General features: G+C 60.4%; 15 protein-coding genes. 1 reads left to right on the forward strand and 14 read right to left on the reverse strand.

What is annotated here, in order from left to right; all coding sequences use genetic code 11:
* Positions 1-125 precede the first annotated feature (125 nt).
* From IG616_RS16305 to IG616_RS16365, 14 genes are all read right to left on the reverse strand, one after another.
* Complete coding sequence (locus IG616_RS16305) at positions 126-1,331, reverse strand: multidrug effflux MFS transporter (RefSeq protein ID WP_209007649.1); 1,206 nt, start codon at positions 1,329-1,331, stop codon at positions 126-128.
* Positions 1,332-1,485: 154 nt separating this feature from the next.
* Positions 1,486-2,805: a 3,4-dihydroxy-2-butanone-4-phosphate synthase gene (ribB, locus tag IG616_RS16310; protein ID WP_192149234.1), complete on the reverse strand. Its 1,320-nt coding sequence runs from the start codon at positions 2,803-2,805 to the stop codon at positions 1,486-1,488.
* Positions 2,806-2,936: 131 nt separating this feature from the next.
* Complete coding sequence (locus tag IG616_RS16315) at positions 2,937-4,169, reverse strand: class I SAM-dependent RNA methyltransferase (protein WP_192149359.1); 1,233 nt, start codon at positions 4,167-4,169, stop codon at positions 2,937-2,939.
* Between the two features lie 52 nt (positions 4,170-4,221).
* On the reverse strand, positions 4,222-4,962 hold the full coding sequence (locus IG616_RS16320) for a TlyA family RNA methyltransferase (RefSeq protein ID WP_192149235.1): 741 nt from the start codon (positions 4,960-4,962) through the stop codon (positions 4,222-4,224).
* Positions 4,963-5,004: 42 nt separating this feature from the next.
* A complete protein-coding gene (locus IG616_RS23300) occupies positions 5,005-5,139 on the reverse strand; it encodes a hypothetical protein (RefSeq protein WP_281393158.1) in 135 nt (44 codons plus the stop codon).
* A 27-nt stretch (positions 5,140-5,166) separates the two neighbouring features.
* Complete coding sequence (locus tag IG616_RS16325; RefSeq protein WP_192149236.1) at positions 5,167-5,796, reverse strand: SCO family protein; 630 nt, start codon at positions 5,794-5,796, stop codon at positions 5,167-5,169.
* Between the two features lie 7 nt (positions 5,797-5,803).
* Complete coding sequence (locus IG616_RS16330; protein ID WP_192149237.1) at positions 5,804-6,316, reverse strand: copper chaperone PCu(A)C; 513 nt, start codon at positions 6,314-6,316, stop codon at positions 5,804-5,806.
* 50 nt (positions 6,317-6,366) lie between these two features.
* Complete coding sequence (locus IG616_RS16335; protein WP_192149238.1) at positions 6,367-6,777, reverse strand: DUF2946 family protein; 411 nt, start codon at positions 6,775-6,777, stop codon at positions 6,367-6,369.
* A gap of 106 nt (positions 6,778-6,883) precedes the next feature.
* On the reverse strand, positions 6,884-8,275 hold the full coding sequence (locus tag IG616_RS16340) for an MFS transporter (RefSeq protein WP_192149239.1): 1,392 nt from the start codon (positions 8,273-8,275) through the stop codon (positions 6,884-6,886).
* A gap of 78 nt (positions 8,276-8,353) precedes the next feature.
* Positions 8,354-10,264: a 1-deoxy-D-xylulose-5-phosphate synthase gene (dxs, locus tag IG616_RS16345; RefSeq protein WP_192149240.1), complete on the reverse strand. Its 1,911-nt coding sequence runs from the start codon at positions 10,262-10,264 to the stop codon at positions 8,354-8,356.
* Positions 10,265-10,588: 324 nt separating this feature from the next.
* Positions 10,589-11,773, reverse strand: a complete 1,185-nt coding sequence (locus tag IG616_RS16350; protein ID WP_192149241.1) for a helix-turn-helix transcriptional regulator — start codon at positions 11,771-11,773, stop codon at positions 10,589-10,591.
* 137 nt (positions 11,774-11,910) lie between these two features.
* Complete coding sequence (locus IG616_RS16355) at positions 11,911-12,171, reverse strand: exodeoxyribonuclease VII small subunit (RefSeq protein WP_192149242.1); 261 nt, start codon at positions 12,169-12,171, stop codon at positions 11,911-11,913.
* A 114-nt stretch (positions 12,172-12,285) separates the two neighbouring features.
* A complete protein-coding gene (locus tag IG616_RS16360; protein ID WP_192149243.1) occupies positions 12,286-13,215 on the reverse strand; it encodes a histone deacetylase family protein in 930 nt (309 codons plus the stop codon).
* Positions 13,216-13,607: 392 nt separating this feature from the next.
* Complete coding sequence (locus IG616_RS16365) at positions 13,608-14,615, reverse strand: L-threonylcarbamoyladenylate synthase (RefSeq protein WP_192149244.1); 1,008 nt, start codon at positions 14,613-14,615, stop codon at positions 13,608-13,610.
* A gap of 187 nt (positions 14,616-14,802) precedes the next feature.
* Between IG616_RS16365 and IG616_RS16370 the strand changes: the two genes are divergently transcribed.
* Complete coding sequence (locus tag IG616_RS16370; RefSeq protein ID WP_192149245.1) at positions 14,803-16,584, forward strand: acyl-CoA dehydrogenase; 1,782 nt, start codon at positions 14,803-14,805, stop codon at positions 16,582-16,584.
* The last annotated feature ends 20 nt before the right edge of the window (positions 16,585-16,604 follow it).

The raw sequence follows: 16,604 nt of genomic DNA on the forward strand, positions 1-16,604 counted from the left end.
TGCAAATCGGTTGAGCCACTGTCCTCTTGTTCCAAGGGACGGGGCCGATGTCAAAGATCTTCGACACCGGCACAGGGCTTAAGGCCCGTCACTTGGTCTTTTCGCTGACCGGTTTTCCCGGTGGATCAGGCCGTCTCCGTGGCCGTCAGCCTGGGCCGTCCCACGTTCAAGACCTTCAGCAGAACGAAGGCTGCCACAGCACAGAAGGTAATCGCTCCGACCAGCGGCATCGCCGTGCCATCAAAGAACGGGCTGGCAGCGACAATCATCAGGCCGCCGGTCACCATCTGAATGGTTCCGCCAAGAGAGGAGGCGAGACCCGCAATATCCCCATGATCTTCCAGTGCCAGAACCATGGCGGACGGAATGACCAGTCCGAGGCAGGCGTTCCCCAGGAACAGAAAGAGCACCAGAACCGGCAGAGACCCAAGCCCGGCGAGCGTCAATGCCAGCAAACTCAGTTCCACCAGGGCAAAGCCGGTGACGGCAAGACTGATGATCCGGGTCATGCCGTATTTGTAGCCGAGATAGGCCGCAACCTGGGATGAGCCGAAGAAGCCGACTGCATTCACCGCGAAGGCGATGCTGAACTCGACCATCGTCAGGCCGAAATAACCCGTGTAGACGAAGGAGGCGTTGGCAATGAAGACGAAGAAACTCGCCATGCCGCAGCCGCCGATCAGTGTCAGGCCCATGAAGAAGGGGTCGCGCACAAGCGTCAGGGTGCCTTGCCACAGGGACTTGCCGCTGACCTTGACCCTCTGTTCAGGTTTCAAGGTCTCGGGGAAGCCGAACTGAACCAGCGCCATGGCCAGGACCGCAGCCCCTGCCAGGAAGTAGAACAGGAAGCGCCAGCCGCCAAGGCTCATCAGCAGGGTTCCGGCGAGGGGGGCGAACATGGGCGAGACGCTGATGACCAGCATCACCATGGCCATCATCTTTGTGGCCTGGTAGCCGGTGAAAATGTCGCGGATGATCGCCCGGGGCAGCACCATCACGGCAGCTGCACCAATGCCTTGCAGGAACCGGGCCGCAATCAGAAGCTCGATTGTCGGCGCAAAGGCGCTGAGAATGGACCCTGAGACAAAGATGGTCAGCCCCATCAGCAGCGGCCGCTTGCGGCCAATCTGGTCCGACAGAGGACCGTAGACCATCTGGGAGAGGCCGAAGGTGAAGAAAAACGCGGTCAGCGTGAGCTGGGTGGTTGTCACTGACGCGTTCAGGTCGCTGCTGATCTGCGGCAACGCGGGCAGGTAGATATCGATCGCAAAGGGGCCGATGGCGCCCATCAGACCAAGGATCAACGCCGAGCGGAACATGCTGGGGGCCATCTGTCGAAATCCGGATATGTGAAAAAAAGGAGAGAGGCAGGACACCTCGTAAGGCTCCCTTACCATATCCGGAATGGAATTACACCTGGAAGTGTAACCGGCAGCTCCGCGCTGCGCGTGCGCAACCCAGCGCCGCGCGGAGGCTTATTGGATTTTAGTGGTCCATAATTTCAGTGGCTTCGATCTTGATGTCGAAGCCTTCGAGACCGACGTAGTGGCGCTCACGAGAGGAAAGAAGGCGGATTGAGGTAACCCCCAAGTCCTTCAGGATCTGCGCGCCAAGGCCGATCTCGCGCCACTGTTCCTGGCGGACCTGAGCCGATCCATGCTCTTCGTTTTCGGCAGCTTCCAGTTCCGTCCGGCTGCGCTTCGACTGCCGGGCGACGCCGACAGAACCTTCGCGCAAGTAGACAATGACACCGCGGCCGCGTTCGGCCAGTAGCTTCATGGTCGTGTCCAGCGGCTGGGCTGCGCCGAAGACGTCATCCAGAACCGACTCCAGCTGGAGGCGGACCGGCACACTGCGTCCATCAAGGATGTCGCCATAGACGACAGCAACATGATGCATGGGGTCGTAGGGCGTGGAATAGGTCACGGCATAGGCATGGCCGGCAGCGGTCTCGATCGGCTGCTCGTTGACACGCTCCACCAGCCGTTCGGTGCGCTGGCGCCAGGCGATCAGATCGGAAACCGAGACCATCTTGAGGCCGTGATCCGCTGCAAAGGCTGCCACGTCGTCACCGCGCTTCACCGTGCCATCGTCGTTGACCAGTTCGCTGATAACGCCAACTTCCTCCAGGCCTGCAAGACGGCAGAGATCAACCGCAGCTTCCGTATGGCCGGAGCGGATCAGCACACCGCCTTCCTTGGCAATCAGCGGGAAAACGTGACCGGGACGGACAAAATCCTCCGCGCCCACATTCGGATTGGCCAGCGCCCGCACCGTGGAACAGCGCTCTTCGGCCGAGATGCCTGTGGTCAGTCCGCGCCGGTAGTCGACGGAAACCGTGAAGGCCGTCGCAAGCGGTGCGTCGTTTTGCAAGACCATCGGATCAAGACGGAGGCGCCGGGCGGCGGCTATGGTCATGGGGGCGCAGACGATGCCTGAGGTGTGGCGGATAATGAAAGCCATCTGCTCAGGGGTTACCCGGGACGCGGCGACAATCAGATCGCCTTCGTTTTCACGGTCGTCGTCGTCGGTCACGACCACGATTTCACCGCGCTCAAAGGCACGGATAGCTTCTGCGACACGGGTTTGGGACACGGGATGCTCCTTGTTGGTGGCAAGACCAAGAAAGTCATTGGGTGTGACAGCGCCACCAGTGGCCTCGGCAATCTTGCGCGCCATATCCCGGGACACCCAGACATTGGGATCGTTGCAAAGGGCCGTCACCGAAGCTGCAGACAGGTTCGCTCTGCGCGCGAACGCGCTGCGGCTTTCCCCTTGCTCCTGAAGCCAGTGATCTAGTCTCATGCTTTCGATGTAAACCCGGTCCTGCCTGTTGGCAAGCGTCCGTGCCCATAAATTTCAGTGATACTGAAATGCAGTGCCCGGCGGATGTTCCCTGCTATCCACGGGAGTTCCGCCGATAGTCCGCTCTGCGATCATGCTTTTTCCAAAGCCGCGACGCACTCGACATGAGATGACCAGAGGAACTGGTCGACCGGTGTTATTGTTTTTATCCGGTAGCCGCCATCCAGCAGGATTCTGAGGTCACGCGCGAGCGTTGCCGGGTTGCAGGACACCGCGATCACGCATGGCACTTTTGAGGCGGCAATTTGCTCCGCCTGAGCTTGCGCGCCTGCGCGGGGCGGATCGAAGACGACCGCGTCAAAGGCATTCAGCTCCGCGGCCATCAGCGGGCGGCGGAACAGATCCCGGCGCTCGTGGGTGACCTGCTTCAATCCCTTGGGGACGCGCAATGCCCGGTCGAGCGCGGCGATTGCCGCAGCGTCGCCTTCAACGGCATGAACCGAGGCTTGCCGGGCAATACGCAGGGCAAAGGTGCCGATACCTGCGAAGAGATCTGCAACTTTCTTGGCCTTGCCAAGATTGTCCAGCACCAGCTTGCTCAGTGCTTCCTCCGCTTCGGCTGTTGCCTGGGTGAAGCTTGCCGGCGCCGCTACGACCGTTAATCCAGCCATATCAAGCGCGGGCGGACGGATTTCGATCAGCGTTTCGCCGTTCACTGTCAGACGGGCAAGACCGTGGGTCATCGCCAGCGAGGAGAGGGCCGCGAAGCGGCTTTCGTAGGACTTGTTGGCCTGCTCGAACGCCACATCCAGGCCATGCGGTGTTGCCAGAACCGTCAGCCGCAGGTCGCCCTTCTTTGGCATCAACTCGCTGGAAAGGGTCTTGAGACCGGCAAGCGCCTTGACGATGGCTGGATCGAGAACGGGGCATTCCTTGATGTCCACCAGCTTGTGCGAGGCTTTTTCATGATACCCAAGCAGGATCGAGCGCCCGGCGCGCGTCGCGGTCAGGACCGCCCGGCGGCGGCTGCCCGGCTTGCCTGCAACGGTTTCACTGACAGGGTCGCTGATGCCCCGGTCGGCAAGCGCCTTCACCACCATGTCCTGCTTCCAGGCAAGATATGGCGCTTCGGCATAGTGCTGAACTGAGCAGCCGCCGCAGGTCTCGAAATGGCGGCAGGCCGGATCGATACGGTCAGGGCTGGCCGACACGATGGTCACGCCACTGGCGCGGCCATTGGCAACGCGGGCGCTCACGGTCTCGCCGGGCAGGGCGCCTGGAACGAAGACAGGGCCGCCATCACTCTGCGCAATGCCGTCGCCACGGTGGCCGAGCAGGTTTACTTCAAGTGTCATTTGGGTCATGGCGAGAGCGATACTCGCGATGAGCCGCAAGGGCAAGCTTTCTGGGAGAGTGTCAGCCGTTCTTGTAGCCGCTGAGCAGCCATTCCGCGTTGCCGTCTCCGCCTTTTACTGGGGAGGGGACAAGGTCTCCCGCAGTCCAGCCCGGCAGGCCTGCCAGCCAGTCCTGCAAGTGTGCAGCCGTCTTCTCCGCGACATCCGGGTCCACCAGCCCGCCCTTGCCGATGTTCTCGCGCCCCGACTCGAACTGCGGCTTGACCAGAAATACGCCGCATGCGCCGGGCGCGGCCAGGTCAAGGGCCGGGGGCAGGGCGAGTTTCAGCGAGATGAAGCTGACATCCGAAACAAGGAGCTGAGGACGGTTCCCGTCCAGATCCTCAAGGGTCAGGTCGCGGGCGTTTAGCCCGTCGCGGCGGCGCACATCGGGATGGCTGGCGATCGTTTCATGAAGCTGGCCGTGACCAACGTCGATGGCGTGCACTTTGGAAGCACCGCGCTCCAGCAGAACCTGAGTGAAGCCGCCCGTAGAGGCGCCGATATCGAGGCAGATCAGTCCTTTTGGGTCGATACCGTAGACATCAAGCCCTTCGATCAGTTTCAGGGCTGCCCTCGAAACATAGGCAGCTGCGGGGTCGGCAACCGAAATGACTGTGCTTGATGCGACCTTCTGGCCCGGCTTCAGGCAGAGAGCACCGTCAACGGAAACGGTTCCGCGCAGGATCGCGTCACGGGCCCGGGCCCGGGTCTGGAAATGTCCGGTATCGACGAGGTGCTGGTCTAGGCGCTGTCTGGTCATCAGCGGCTCATAGACCGTTTTGCGGGGCTTGAAAACTGTGCTTCAAAAACAGCCCGCGATGGCGGCGGCCATCTTGTCGAAATAGATCCTTTCGCCATAGCGCAGCCAGAGCAGGCCGCTGGCAGCCAAGATTATCAGGCCGCCAGCCGACAGTCCGGCGTAAAGAGACATGCGCATGGCACTGAACTCCGCCGGCAGCACTCCTCAGGTCGAGGACTTGTCTGCCTTTTCGATCATCCGGCGCAGTTTGGCGAGAGCGCTTTCTTCCGCTTCACCATAGGCGATGGTGCCGAAGAAGTGGTTGTCTGCGTCCATCAGGTAAACTGCAGCGGAATGGTCCATCGTGTAACCGCCATCGTCAAGCGGGACTTTTTTCGAGTAGACGCGATAGGCCTTCAGGATCTTGTCGATCTGCTCGCGGGAACCGGTGAGCGGGCGGATACGGCTGTCAAATGCGGCGACATAGTCGCGCATGACCTCCGGCGTATCGCGTTCTGGGTCCACGGAAACGAAGGCGAAGTTCAGCTTGTCCGCATCCGGGCCAAGGGCCGAGATCCAGCCCTGCATATCGGACAGAGTTGTCGGGCAGACATCCGGGCAGAATGTGAAGCCGAAGAGATAGAGGGACGGCTTGCCCTTCATGTCCGCGTCAGTGACAGTCTGGCCATTGCCGCCGACAACCTCGAAAGGGCCGCCGATAGCGGAGATTGGCGAGACCAGATTCTCGACGGTCTTGGTTTCAGCTGTCTGCTGATAGACCACGACACCAGAAGCCAGGGCAAGGGCGGCAACTGCCGCCCAAGCTCCATAGCGAATGACTTTCAGTTTCGACATGACTGCCTCAATTCTTGCCGTGCTGGCTGTGGTCCATGGTCTTCATGTTGCTGTGATCCATGCCCTTGGCGCCCATCTTTTCGACAGCCAGTTCCACAGTGACTTCACCGGCCTTCTCGAAGGTCAGCGTAACGGGAACCGTCTCACCTTCGACAAAAGGCTGCTTCAGATCCATGAGCATGAGGTGGAAGCCCCCGGGCTTCATTTCGGAAGTGGCGTTGGCCGGAACGGCGAAGCCGTTTTCCGATTGGCGCATGGTCATGACACCATTGTTGACGGCCATCTCGTGGATCTCGGCACGGCCTGCAACGGGGGTGGACACGGCAATCAGCCGGTCGTCGTCCGATCCGGTATTTTCAATGGTTGCGAAACCGCCTGCGGCCATCGCCTTGGGCGGTGTCGCCCGGGTCCAGGGGTGGTGAATAACCAGGCCGCCAAGCTTGTATTCATGGGCAAAAGCGGAACCGGAGACGAGCATGACCAAGGCAGCGGATGCGGCCAGAGATTTCAGAAGAGACATTTCATTGATCCTGAGAAAAGTTTGCAAATGGGCGCAGTCGCCCGGAAAGGTCAGGTCAACGAAACAGGCGGTCCTCTGATCGGGTCGGTGATTTGGCCGAAGGGCGAGGGCGGGTTTCTGTGCCGCAGCTCTGGTCTGGCTGCCACCACATCGGCAATCACCAGCACTGGCGACGGTGTTTTCGGCAGAAGAGCCGCCGTATGCATTGCGTGGGCGCAAACCGGGCCGCAGATACAGTGATCTGCCTGGTGGGGCTGGCTCGCAGGTGCTGCGTTCCGGTCTTCACCTGCCTGGGCAAGGTTCTGGCAGGTGACGAAAATTCCGGCAGAGGCGGGATCTGCTGCCGCGGAAGTGCCGAGCACGAGGATGACGATCCGCATGGCCATGGCGAGCATGCCAAGAACCGCCAGCGGATGGCGTTCCTTGCGCAGCAGGCGCATGAATGTGTCTCGGTTCGACATGCGGCGGACTATGCTTTTCTTTGCAGGCTGCGTCGAGCAGCCTTTTCGTCACAGGGCACGTGAATCCACACTCTAGGTGACGCGCTCACGGATGGGCAGGCAAATTCTAGCCAAGACCTTCCGGCACCGGAGTGGCGGGCTTGTCCTCCTCGTCACCGGAGCTTTCGCTCTGGTCCGCAGAGATGAGCTCCTCGGTGATCGTATCCGTCTCGGAGCTATGTGCCATGTCGTCGTAGGCGGGGAAATCTTCCGGCGCGATGACGTTTGCGGCTTCGGTATCCAGCGGCTCCGGCGAAACCACGGCGCCGATCTGCGCGGTGGCGGCAAACTCGAAGTCCGTTTTGTCTTCCGGATCAAGAGCGCTGCGGGCAAAGACACGGGTAAGGATGAAGACACCCATGGCGCTGTAGACGATGGCAACGAGCAGATACAGACCTGCCGGACCGCTCGACACCATGAGCAGAGAGGCGGCAATCGGACCTGCGACTGAGCCCAGACCGAAGGCCATCAGCAGGCCTGAGGACGTTTCGACAAAATCCTCGGGAGCCGCGTGGTCGAAGGCATGGGAGACAGCGACCGAATAGGTCGGCTGCGAGAAGAAGCCGATCACCATTGCCAGCATCAGGGCAGTGGGGAACGAACTTGTCGGCAGCAAGGCGATCGCGAGCGCGATCACAGCGCTAATCACGGCCAACGCGATCAGCACCAGGCGCCGGTCCATCTTGTCCGACAGGCGGCCGATTGGCCATTGAGAGATCATGCCGCCGGCAATGATCGAGGCGGCGTAGACTGCTGCCTGATTGGTTGTCAGGCCGATCTCCGACCCATAAAGCGGACTTAGCGACCACATGGCGCCATTGGCCACGCCGATCAGCAGCGTGCCGACGAGGGCTGCTGGCGAGGTCTTATAGAGCTTTGCTGGACGGAACTGGACCAGCGTAATTGGGGCCGGCTGGTTCGCGGTCGTAAGACAAACGGGCATGACCGCCAGGCTGACAGCGACCGAAGCGACGGCAAAAGGTACGAAGGAGGTGAGTTCCATTCCTGCAATCGAAACCTGCCCGATCATCATCGAGGCGAAGAGCACCACGATATAAATGGACATGACCGTCCCGCGTGTTTCGTTGGTCGCGGTCTCATGCAGCCAGCTTTCCACGATGGTGTAGAAGCCTGCGAGGCAGAAGCCGGAGACGACACGGATCAGGAACCAGGCGACCGGTTCAACGAACACCGGGTGCAGGATCGCCGAGGCCGACATGAGGGAGACGAGAGCCGCCAGCGCCCGGATATGACCGGCGCGCATAATGACATGCGGTGCTCCGAGGCAGCCCAGAACCATACCGACATAATAGCCTGAGGAGACCATGCCGATGGCTAGTTCGCTGAAATCAGCCTGATTGGCAGCAAGCGGCAGGAGCGTGGACTGCAAGCCATGCCCGAAGACCAGAAAGGCAACGGACATCAGCAGGGCTGAAATGGAGGCGAGCATTTTCGCCATGGGATACTCCCGGAAGTCTTGCAAGGTCAGGTCTCAAACAAGACCCCGGAAGTCTTGCCATATGCTGGCCGGTTGAGGTCAGGCGCGCTGAAAGGCGCTCACGTCGCCGCTGCCGAGGGCCATGAAAACCTGATGGGTAATTCCCTGAAAGGTCAGTCCCGCATCCTTGTACATGGCTTCCGGCTTGTCGTGATCCTGATAGCGGTCGGGTAGCATGAGCGTGCGCACCTTGAGGCCACGGTCCAGAAGGCCGAGTTCCGCGAGCTTGGTCAAGACATGGCTGCCAAAACCGCCGGCAGAGCCTTCTTCCACGGTCACCAGAATTTCGTGTTCCCGGGCGAGGCGGATCAGAAGATCCGTGTCCAGCGGTTTTGCGAAGCGTGCGTCGGCGACGGTGGTCGACAGACCCGCAGCTTCAAGCTCATCTGCCGCCAGCAGGCATTCCTTCATGCGGCTGCCGAAGGAAAGAAGGGCGACCTTGGTGCCTTCCCGCCGGATCATGCCCTTGCCGATCTCCAGAACCGAGCCGCGCTCGGGCAATTCAAGGCCAACACCTTCTCCGCGCGGATAGCGGAAGGAAATCGGGCCCTCGTCATAGGCAACGGCAGTCGCGACCATGTGGCGCAATTCCACCTCATCTGCCGCCGCCATCACGACGAAGCCCGGCAGACAGGCCAGGAAAGCCGTGTCGAAAGCACCTGCATGGGTCGGTCCGTCCGCACCGACAAGGCCAGCGCGGTCAATCGGAAAGCGGACCGGGAGGCCCTGAATGGCGACGTCATGCACGACCTGGTCATAGGCGCGTTGCAGGAATGTGGAGTAGATGGCCGTGAAGGGCTTGAAGCCTTCGGTCGCGAGCCCTGCTGCAAATGTCACCGCATGCTGTTCGGCGATGCCGACATCAAAGGTGCGCTCCGGGAAGGCTTCCTGGAAGAGGTCGATACCAGTCCCGTCCGGCATGGCGGCAGTGATGGCGACCACCTTGTCGTCATCCTGGGCCTCACGCACCAGAGAGGTCGCAAAAACATTGGTGTAGCTCGGAGCGTTGGCAGCAGGCTTTGCCTGTTTGCCGGTCACGACGTCGAACTTGGCAACCCCGTGGTATTTGTCCTTGGCCCCTTCCGCCGGCGCGTAGCCCTTGCCCTTTTGTGTCACCACATGAACGAGCACAGGTCCCTGATGCGTGTCGCGGACATTCTTCAGGATTGGCAGAAGGTGGTCGAGGTTGTGCCCGTCCACCGGGCCGACATAATAAAAGCCGAGTTCCTCGAAGAGCGTACCGCCGGTCCAGAAGCCACGGGCAAATTCCTCCGCCTTGGCTGCTTTTTCCTGCAAGGGTTTCGGCAGGGTCTTGGCGAAGCTTTTCGCGGCCTCGCGCAGGGACTTGTAGGTCTTGCCGGAAACAAGCCGCGCCAGATAGGCGGACATCGCACCGACGGGCGGTGCAATCGACATGTCGTTGTCGTTGAGGATCACGATCAGACGTGAACCAAGATGTCCGGCGTTGTTCATGGCCTCGTAGGCCATGCCTGCGGACATGGCGCCATCCCCGATTACAGCGATGACGTTGTTGTCGCCGTCCTTGAGGTCGCGCCCGACGGCCATGCCGAGGCCTGCAGAAATTGATGTGGAAGAGTGCGCCGCGCCAAACGGGTCGTAGATACTCTCCGCGCGTTTGGTGAAACCGGAAAGGCCATTGCCCTGACGCAAGGTCCGGATCCGGTCCCGCCGCTCGGTCAGGATCTTGTGCGGATAACACTGGTGCCCGACATCCCAGATCAGCCGGTCGTCCGGAGTGTTGAACACATAATGGAGCGCTACGGTCAGTTCCACGACACCAAGGCCGGCGCCCAGGTGGCCGCCGGTTATGGACACCGCATCGATCATCTCGGTGCGCAACTCGTCCGAAAGCTGCCTCAGATCGGCTTCAGGAAGCCCGCGCAAATCTGCCGGGCTTTTGATCTGGTCAAGCAAAGGGGTATTCGGCATTGGACAACGCAGGCCTGAGTTTGAAGTCGGAGTATGGCTGGCAGCCTTACACTATGGCTATATGGGGTGCAAATCCGGCAATGGAACTGTTCTAAATTTAGCTTTGCCTCCGCTTGAGGCGTTATCTTGAAAATAAAACTCAGAAAAAGTCGCTCTGGATCCAAATTTGGATGGCCAATCACCCATTTGGGTGATGCAATCTCGCGGGAACTGGCATATCAATTATACCGTGGTCGATGGGGCCACGTGCACAGTGATTGACTGGGGCTGCCTTTTTGGGCGGCCCCTTTTTTATGTCCGGAAATTGTGAGTTTGTGCCGGGTGTCAAAGCATTCCAGCAAGGCTGTGAATCAGCCGGGAAAGCTCCAGCTGAGACTGGGTGCCAGTCTTCTCGTAGATCCGCCTTAGGTGTGTCTTGGCGGTGTTGCGCGTAATGGCCAGCCGTTCGAGTGTCTCAGAGAGAACACCACAGGCTGACAGGTCGTAGGCCAGCCTCGCCTCGCTGATAGACAGGCTGTACGCGCCCTGCAGGATGTTCTTGATCTCGGCAGGAACGGCGGTCGGCTCTTTCACTTCGATCAGAACGAAGCTGCAGGGGTCTTCACCCGTAAGGTTGACCTGAACCGTTCTCCGGTTCCCTGGCGGCACCCTGCGCAGCATCACCTGGCAGAAACTTTCGTTTTTTTTCAAGAGAAGGAGCGATTGCATCGCAAGCGCAGTTTCGTCAGTGTCTATGGAACTTTTGCTTACCGATGAATGTTCTGCCGGTGGCTCCAGTAGTCCCACAAGGGCCGTTTCCAGATCCCTGCGCAGGGGGAGAAGCTTTGTCCCGTCGCAGACGAAGATATCGCCTTCCCTGAGAACCTGTTCAAAGTGCGGCGTCTTGAAGCGAATAGACAGGTCGCTATCAACAAGGCAGGAAGCCTGCCTCTGGGCGGAGGCGAAGGCCAGAAGGGCGGAGTTCTGCTCCGCTTGGCGTTTCAGCTCGGAATTGGACTGAAGACTGGAGGCTGTCGCCTTGCCCAGTCTCACAAAGGTCGGCATGACCGCCTCGGGCCGGATAATGCTCGCCTGGACACTCGGCCACATGCAGCAGAACAGCACCACATGCTGTTCGTCCCGGGTCAATGGCATGATCAGCCCCGGCCATTCACGAAGCCCCCGGTTTTCGAAAGCAACGCCATCATCAACGGTCATCGGGTCGAGGCCGGTCATGGCAATTTTGCAGAAGGGATAATGGACCGGCGCTTCCTGTAGAAGAAAGGACTGGGTGTCCTGTCCCCCATCAACCCGGGAGGTCCTCAGATAGTGGAGCAGCTCAGCGGCGGCCTCGGAAGAGCAGAAGCGTTCGGTGTGAACACCGCCGCTTGTCAGCTCGATCAGGAAGCAAAGGCAATTGCAGGAGCGTTCGATCTGTTTGAGGGCCTCTGGCCACAAAAGTTCGTTCGAGGCGCATTCCTGCACGCGCTCGAGAGCCTTGAATTCGTCCTGGGGGTTAATCCTGATCATGCCAGATATCACATGTTCAACCTGTGCCGCGAAAGACGCGGAATTGAGGTCATCATGACTTTAAGTTTAAAGGAAGATCAGCGGACAGCCATCAGAAAAAAACGCGGATGACGGAAAACCTGCGCAAAATGGCGCTTTTATGCGCTTTCCGGATCCAGCGGAACGGTGCTTGCTGCTGAACCGTCCTGGTTCATCTGGATTTTCTCGACCTTGGCTTCCGCCGCCTTGAGCAGGCCGTCGCAATGCTTGCGAAGCTGGGCGCCGCGCTCATACATCTCGATGCTCCGCTCCAGCGGTACATTGCCCTGTTCGAGTTGCCGCACAATGGTTTCGAGCTGCTGCAGGGCATCTTCAAAGCTGAGGGTTGCAACATCTGTCTGCGCCGCTTCGCTGGTCATTGTCCGGTCCTCTTCATATTCACTCTGAATCACCGGCAGACAGTTACGTCCGATTGATGCCGGGTCAAGGCCTGGGGCACATCCCGGCGCAGAGTTTCCTCATGCGCTTGCCGGTCATCCTGTCATCAGGGTGAGAACGTGAGCTGCCGTGGAGCGGGCAAGCCCCTCCAGGTCATAGCCGCCCTCCAGAACGGAGACGACCCGTCCATCGCAATGCTTGTCGGCAATCGTCATGAGCTCGCGGGTGGCCCAGGCAAAGTCTGCTTCCACCAGATTGAGAGACCCGAGCGGGTCGCGGGTATGGGCGTCAAAGCCAGCGGAAATGATGACAAGATCCGGTGCGAAACCATCCAGCCGCGGCAGGATCACGCTTTCAAAAGCTTCCTTGAAAACCGGGCCGTCATCGCCTGCCATCAGTGGAACATTCACGATCGTGCCCTTGGTGCCGGTTTCATTGGCCGCGCCCGAGCCGGGGTAGAGCGGCATCTGGTGGGTGGAACAGTACATGACCGTGCCGTCGTCCCAGAAGATGTCCTGGGTGCCATTGCCGTGATGCACGTCGAAATCGACGATGGCAACGCGCTCCGCGCCATATTTTGCCTGAGCGTGACGAGCGGCAATGGCAACATTGTTCAGGAAGCAAAAGCCCATGGCACGGTCTTTTTCCGCATGGTGTCCCGGGGGACGGGAGGCGGAGAAGGCGTTGCCGACCTTTTTCTCCATCACCTCTTCCACGGCCAGACACGCGCCGCCTGCGCCCCGCAAGATAGCCTCCCAGCTTCCCGGCGACATGGTGGTGTCGGAATCCAGGCGGTTCAATCCTTCGACAGGTGCCTGATTATGCAGGTAATCCAGGTAGGCCATCGGATGAGCGCGGATGATGTCCTCGCGCCGGGCGATTGGTGCAAGCTCCCGTTCCAGTGACTGAAACTGCTCATGCTCAAGAATCCGATCGATGGCGCGCAGGCGGTCAGGCCGCTCGGGGTGGCCTACAGGCGTCAGGTGATCGAGATAGGTTGTGTGATGAAGCAGGAGTGTGGACAACGGTGGGATCCGCTTTGGGTGGAGTGGTTTGCGGCCATCAGACCGGTGCGTTCCGCCGCTGTCAATCTTGTAATTAGGCTAAGAACGTCTGCCGCATTTCCACCGCAGGTATATAGGCGTGCAGTCAAAGGAAAGGAGCCGGTCCTTGTGGGCTCCGGCTCCCTGCAAGGTGCGGGCGTAAAGCCCGTGGGGAGGTCCGCTGCATCTCTATGTTCATTAACATAGAATAATGATCATCCAGGTGCGAGCAGAAATGTAACTAGCTAATTGAATCCTGTGAAAAACAGGGGGCTACAGTTGGGGAAGCGTTAAGCCGAACCTGAAAATTACTGAAAAATATCTAGACAGAAGTAGCGGTTGCCTGGCAGCTATTTAGAGAAATCTGAAATAAATCAATGTCCGGGTGTTCGAGGCGCTGCCGCCCGCCGCAAACGGTCATTGATAGCCTCTCCAAGGCCGGTTTCCGGGATGCTTTGGACGCAGATTGTCGCGGCTCCGGACGAATCGAGATGCCGCATCGCTGCAAACAGGCGCGCGGCGGCTTCGGTCAGGTCTTCCGCTTCGCTGAGATTGAAGCAGGCGACGGCACCTTCAGCCCCCGCAAGCGCATGAGCCCCAAAGGCAAGGTAAGCTTCCCCAGTCCGGACGTCTGTTGCGTTCAGGCGCACCGCGGCGGCGGGCGCATAGTGCGATGTTAGCATCCCCGGGGCCTGGGGCGCATCCTGGCGGGTCGAAAGATCGGTCGGCGCAGCCAGGGACTGGCCAAGAACGGCTTCGATCGCCTCGCGCGGAACACCGCCCGGACGCAGCAGCCGGGGCGTGCCGTCCGTCAGCGCGACAATGGTGGATTCGATCCCGATCTGGCAGGGGCCGGCATCCACGATGAAGCTCAGTGCGTGGCCAAGGTCTGCCTCCACCGCATCTGCGGTTGTCGTGGAAACGCGGCCAGACACATTGGCGCTGGGCGCGGCCAGCGGTCGTCCGGTGCGCTCGGCCAAAAACCGCATCACCGGGCCTGAGGGCACACGCAGAGCGACACTTTGCAGTCCAGCGGTTGCCAGATCGCTGATGGGTGATTCCGGGCGCTTGGGAACCACAAGGGTCAGTGGGCCGGGCCAGAAGGCTTCGGCCAGCTTCAGGGCATCTTCGTTGAAGGTGCCGTGCTTCAATGCGGCCTCGACCGACTGCACATGGGAGATCAAGGGATTGAACTGCGGGCGTCCCTTGGCGGAAAAAATGCGGGCGCAGGCTTGTCCATTGGTCGCATCCGCGGCGAGGCCGTAGACGGTCTCGGTCGGGATGGCGGCGAGCTGTCCGGCTATGAGAGCTTCGCACACATCCGCAGCTTCCGGCGCTTCCCGCCAGTTTTCCTGAGAGAGGTCGATGATCCATCGCCGCATCGGGCCGGGCTCCATCCGAATTAAAGTGTTGGGCAATGCACATTTGCCCCGTCACTTGCCGCTGGGACAGTACTTGACGTTTACGTCAACCGGGTTAGTGTCCGGTCAACAACACCGTCTGATGGGCCTTTTGCTGCGTGCGGCAAGGACAGTCAAGGCGGAAGCAAAGGTATAAGGGAGGTCATGCATGTACCGCGCGCCAATTGAAGAGATCGCATTCACGCTCAAGCAAGTCTGCGGGCTGGGCGATATCCAGGCCAGCGAACGTCATGCGGATCTCGGAGATGATCTGGTCGAGGCGATCCTTAACGAGGCCGGCCGGTTTGCTGCCGAGGAAATTGCGCCGATGAATGTGGTTGGTGACCGTGAGGGAGCGACCTTTTCTGACGGCAAGGTCAAGGCAGCTCCGGGATGGCGCGATCTTTATCACAACTGGATTGAAGGTGGCTGGAACGGGCTGACTGCAACGCCGGACTATGGCGGGCAGGGGCTGCCGATGATGCTCTCCGCTGCAGCACTGGAAATGTGGAACTCCGGCTCCATGGCCTTTGCCCTTGGCCCAACCCTGACCATCGGCGCTGTCGAGGCGCTGGAAAAGCATGCCTCGGACGCACTGAAGGAGACCTATCTCGCCAAGCTGATTTCCGGCGAGTGGATGGGCACCATGAACCTGACGGAGCCGCAGGCCGGATCCGACCTCAATGCCCTGACCGCCAAGGCAGAGCGTGCAGAAGACGGCAGCTACCGCATCTCTGGCCAAAAGATCTTCATCACCTATGGTGAGCACGACCTGACCGACAACATCATCCACCTGGTTCTCGCCCGCCTGCCGGATGCTCCGGCTGGAACGCGGGGCATCTCACTGTTCCTGGTGCCGAAGTTCCTGGTCAACGAGGACGGCTCGCTGGGAGCACATAACGATGTGCGCTGCGCCGGGGTCGAGCACAAGCTGGGCATTCACGCGTCCCCCACCTGCACCATGGTGTTCGGCGACGAGGGCGGCGCGACCGGCTATCTGATCGGCGAGGAAAACCGCGGCCTTGCCTGCATGTTCACGATGATGAACAACGCCCGCCTTGCGGTCGGCATTCAGGGGCTGGGCATTGCCGAGCGAGCCTATCAGGAGGCGCTGGCCTATGCTTTGGAGCGCAAGCAGGGCCGTGCACCCGGCGACAGCGGTCCGGCAATGAGCCCCATTGCCCGTCACCCGGACATCAAGCGCAACCTCTTGGCCATGAAGACCCGGGCTCAGGCCGCCCGTGTGCTGTGCTATGCCTGCGCCCACGCCATCGACATGTCGCATATTGCTGAGACCGGGGAAGACCGGAAATTCTGGTCGGAACGGGCCGGTCTGCTGACCCCGCTCGCCAAGGCTCTTCCGACCGACTTCGGTGTTGAGGCCGCGTCCATCGGCGTCCAGATCCATGGCGGCATGGGCTTTATCGAGGAAACCGGCGCCGCGCAATATCTGCGCGATGCCCGGATAGCGCCGATCTATGAAGGCACCAACGGCATTCAGGCCATCGACCTTGTGACCCGCAAGCTGCCGCTTTCCGGCGGTGAGCATATCAAGGCATTCCTGAGCGAACTGGCGGGTATCGTCGAGGGCGTTGCCGCGTCCAACCTTCCCTCGCTTGGTGACATCGCAAGCCATCTTTCCGAGGCGCTTGGGGATCTGGAAGAGGCGACTGCCTGGATCATGACGGCGCAGGCAGAAGGCCGTATGGCCGAGGCGCTGTCCGGCGCAACGCCATATCTGCGGCTGGCGGGCCTGACCTTTGCCGGCATTCTCCTGGCCAAGGGCGCGGCCGCTGCCGATGACGGCAACAAGGCGGCCCGGGATCAGCGGATCCTGCTTGCCCGGACCTACACCATGACCCTGCTCAAGGAAGTCGCGGGTCTGAAGGCGGATGTCACCGGCTCATCCGGGGCCATTCTGGCCTTCGATCCGGAAGCACTGGCGTCGTAACGGAGAAGCTCAATGGGAGG

This window comes from Roseibium litorale, from assembly GCF_014842915.1.
In the GTDB taxonomy this organism is placed as follows: Bacteria; Pseudomonadota; Alphaproteobacteria; order Rhizobiales; family Stappiaceae; genus Roseibium; species Roseibium litorale.

What these genes read in the sequence shown, in the direction of transcription:
- IG616_RS16325 (WP_192149236.1), bottom strand. Translation starts at nt 5,796, where the DNA reads ATGTCGAAACTGAAAGTCATTCGCTATGGAGCTTGGGCGGCAGTTGCC.
- IG616_RS16320 (WP_192149235.1), bottom strand. Translation starts at nt 4,962, where the DNA reads ATGACCAGACAGCGCCTAGACCAGCACCTCGTCGATACCGGACATTTC.
- IG616_RS16365 (WP_192149244.1), bottom strand. Translation starts at nt 14,615, where the DNA reads ATGCGGCGATGGATCATCGACCTCTCTCAGGAAAACTGGCGGGAAGCG.
- IG616_RS23300 (WP_281393158.1), bottom strand. Translation starts at nt 5,139, where the DNA reads ATGCGCATGTCTCTTTACGCCGGACTGTCGGCTGGCGGCCTGATAATC.
- IG616_RS16335 (WP_192149238.1), bottom strand. Translation starts at nt 6,777, where the DNA reads ATGTCGAACCGAGACACATTCATGCGCCTGCTGCGCAAGGAACGCCAT.
- IG616_RS16330 (WP_192149237.1), bottom strand. Translation starts at nt 6,316, where the DNA reads ATGTCTCTTCTGAAATCTCTGGCCGCATCCGCTGCCTTGGTCATGCTC.
- IG616_RS16315 (WP_192149359.1), bottom strand. Translation starts at nt 4,169, where the DNA reads ATGACCCAAATGACACTTGAAGTAAACCTGCTCGGCCACCGTGGCGAC.
- IG616_RS16305 (WP_209007649.1), bottom strand. Translation starts at nt 1,331, where the DNA reads ATGGCCCCCAGCATGTTCCGCTCGGCGTTGATCCTTGGTCTGATGGGC.
- IG616_RS16340 (WP_192149239.1), bottom strand. Translation starts at nt 8,275, where the DNA reads ATGGCGAAAATGCTCGCCTCCATTTCAGCCCTGCTGATGTCCGTTGCC.
- IG616_RS16350 (WP_192149241.1), bottom strand. Translation starts at nt 11,773, where the DNA reads ATGATCAGGATTAACCCCCAGGACGAATTCAAGGCTCTCGAGCGCGTG.
- IG616_RS16370 (WP_192149245.1), top strand. Translation starts at nt 14,803, where the DNA reads ATGTACCGCGCGCCAATTGAAGAGATCGCATTCACGCTCAAGCAAGTC.
- IG616_RS16355 (WP_192149242.1), bottom strand. Translation starts at nt 12,171, where the DNA reads ATGACCAGCGAAGCGGCGCAGACAGATGTTGCAACCCTCAGCTTTGAA.
- ribB (WP_192149234.1), bottom strand. Translation starts at nt 2,805, where the DNA reads ATGAGACTAGATCACTGGCTTCAGGAGCAAGGGGAAAGCCGCAGCGCG.
- dxs (WP_192149240.1), bottom strand. Translation starts at nt 10,264, where the DNA reads ATGCCGAATACCCCTTTGCTTGACCAGATCAAAAGCCCGGCAGATTTG.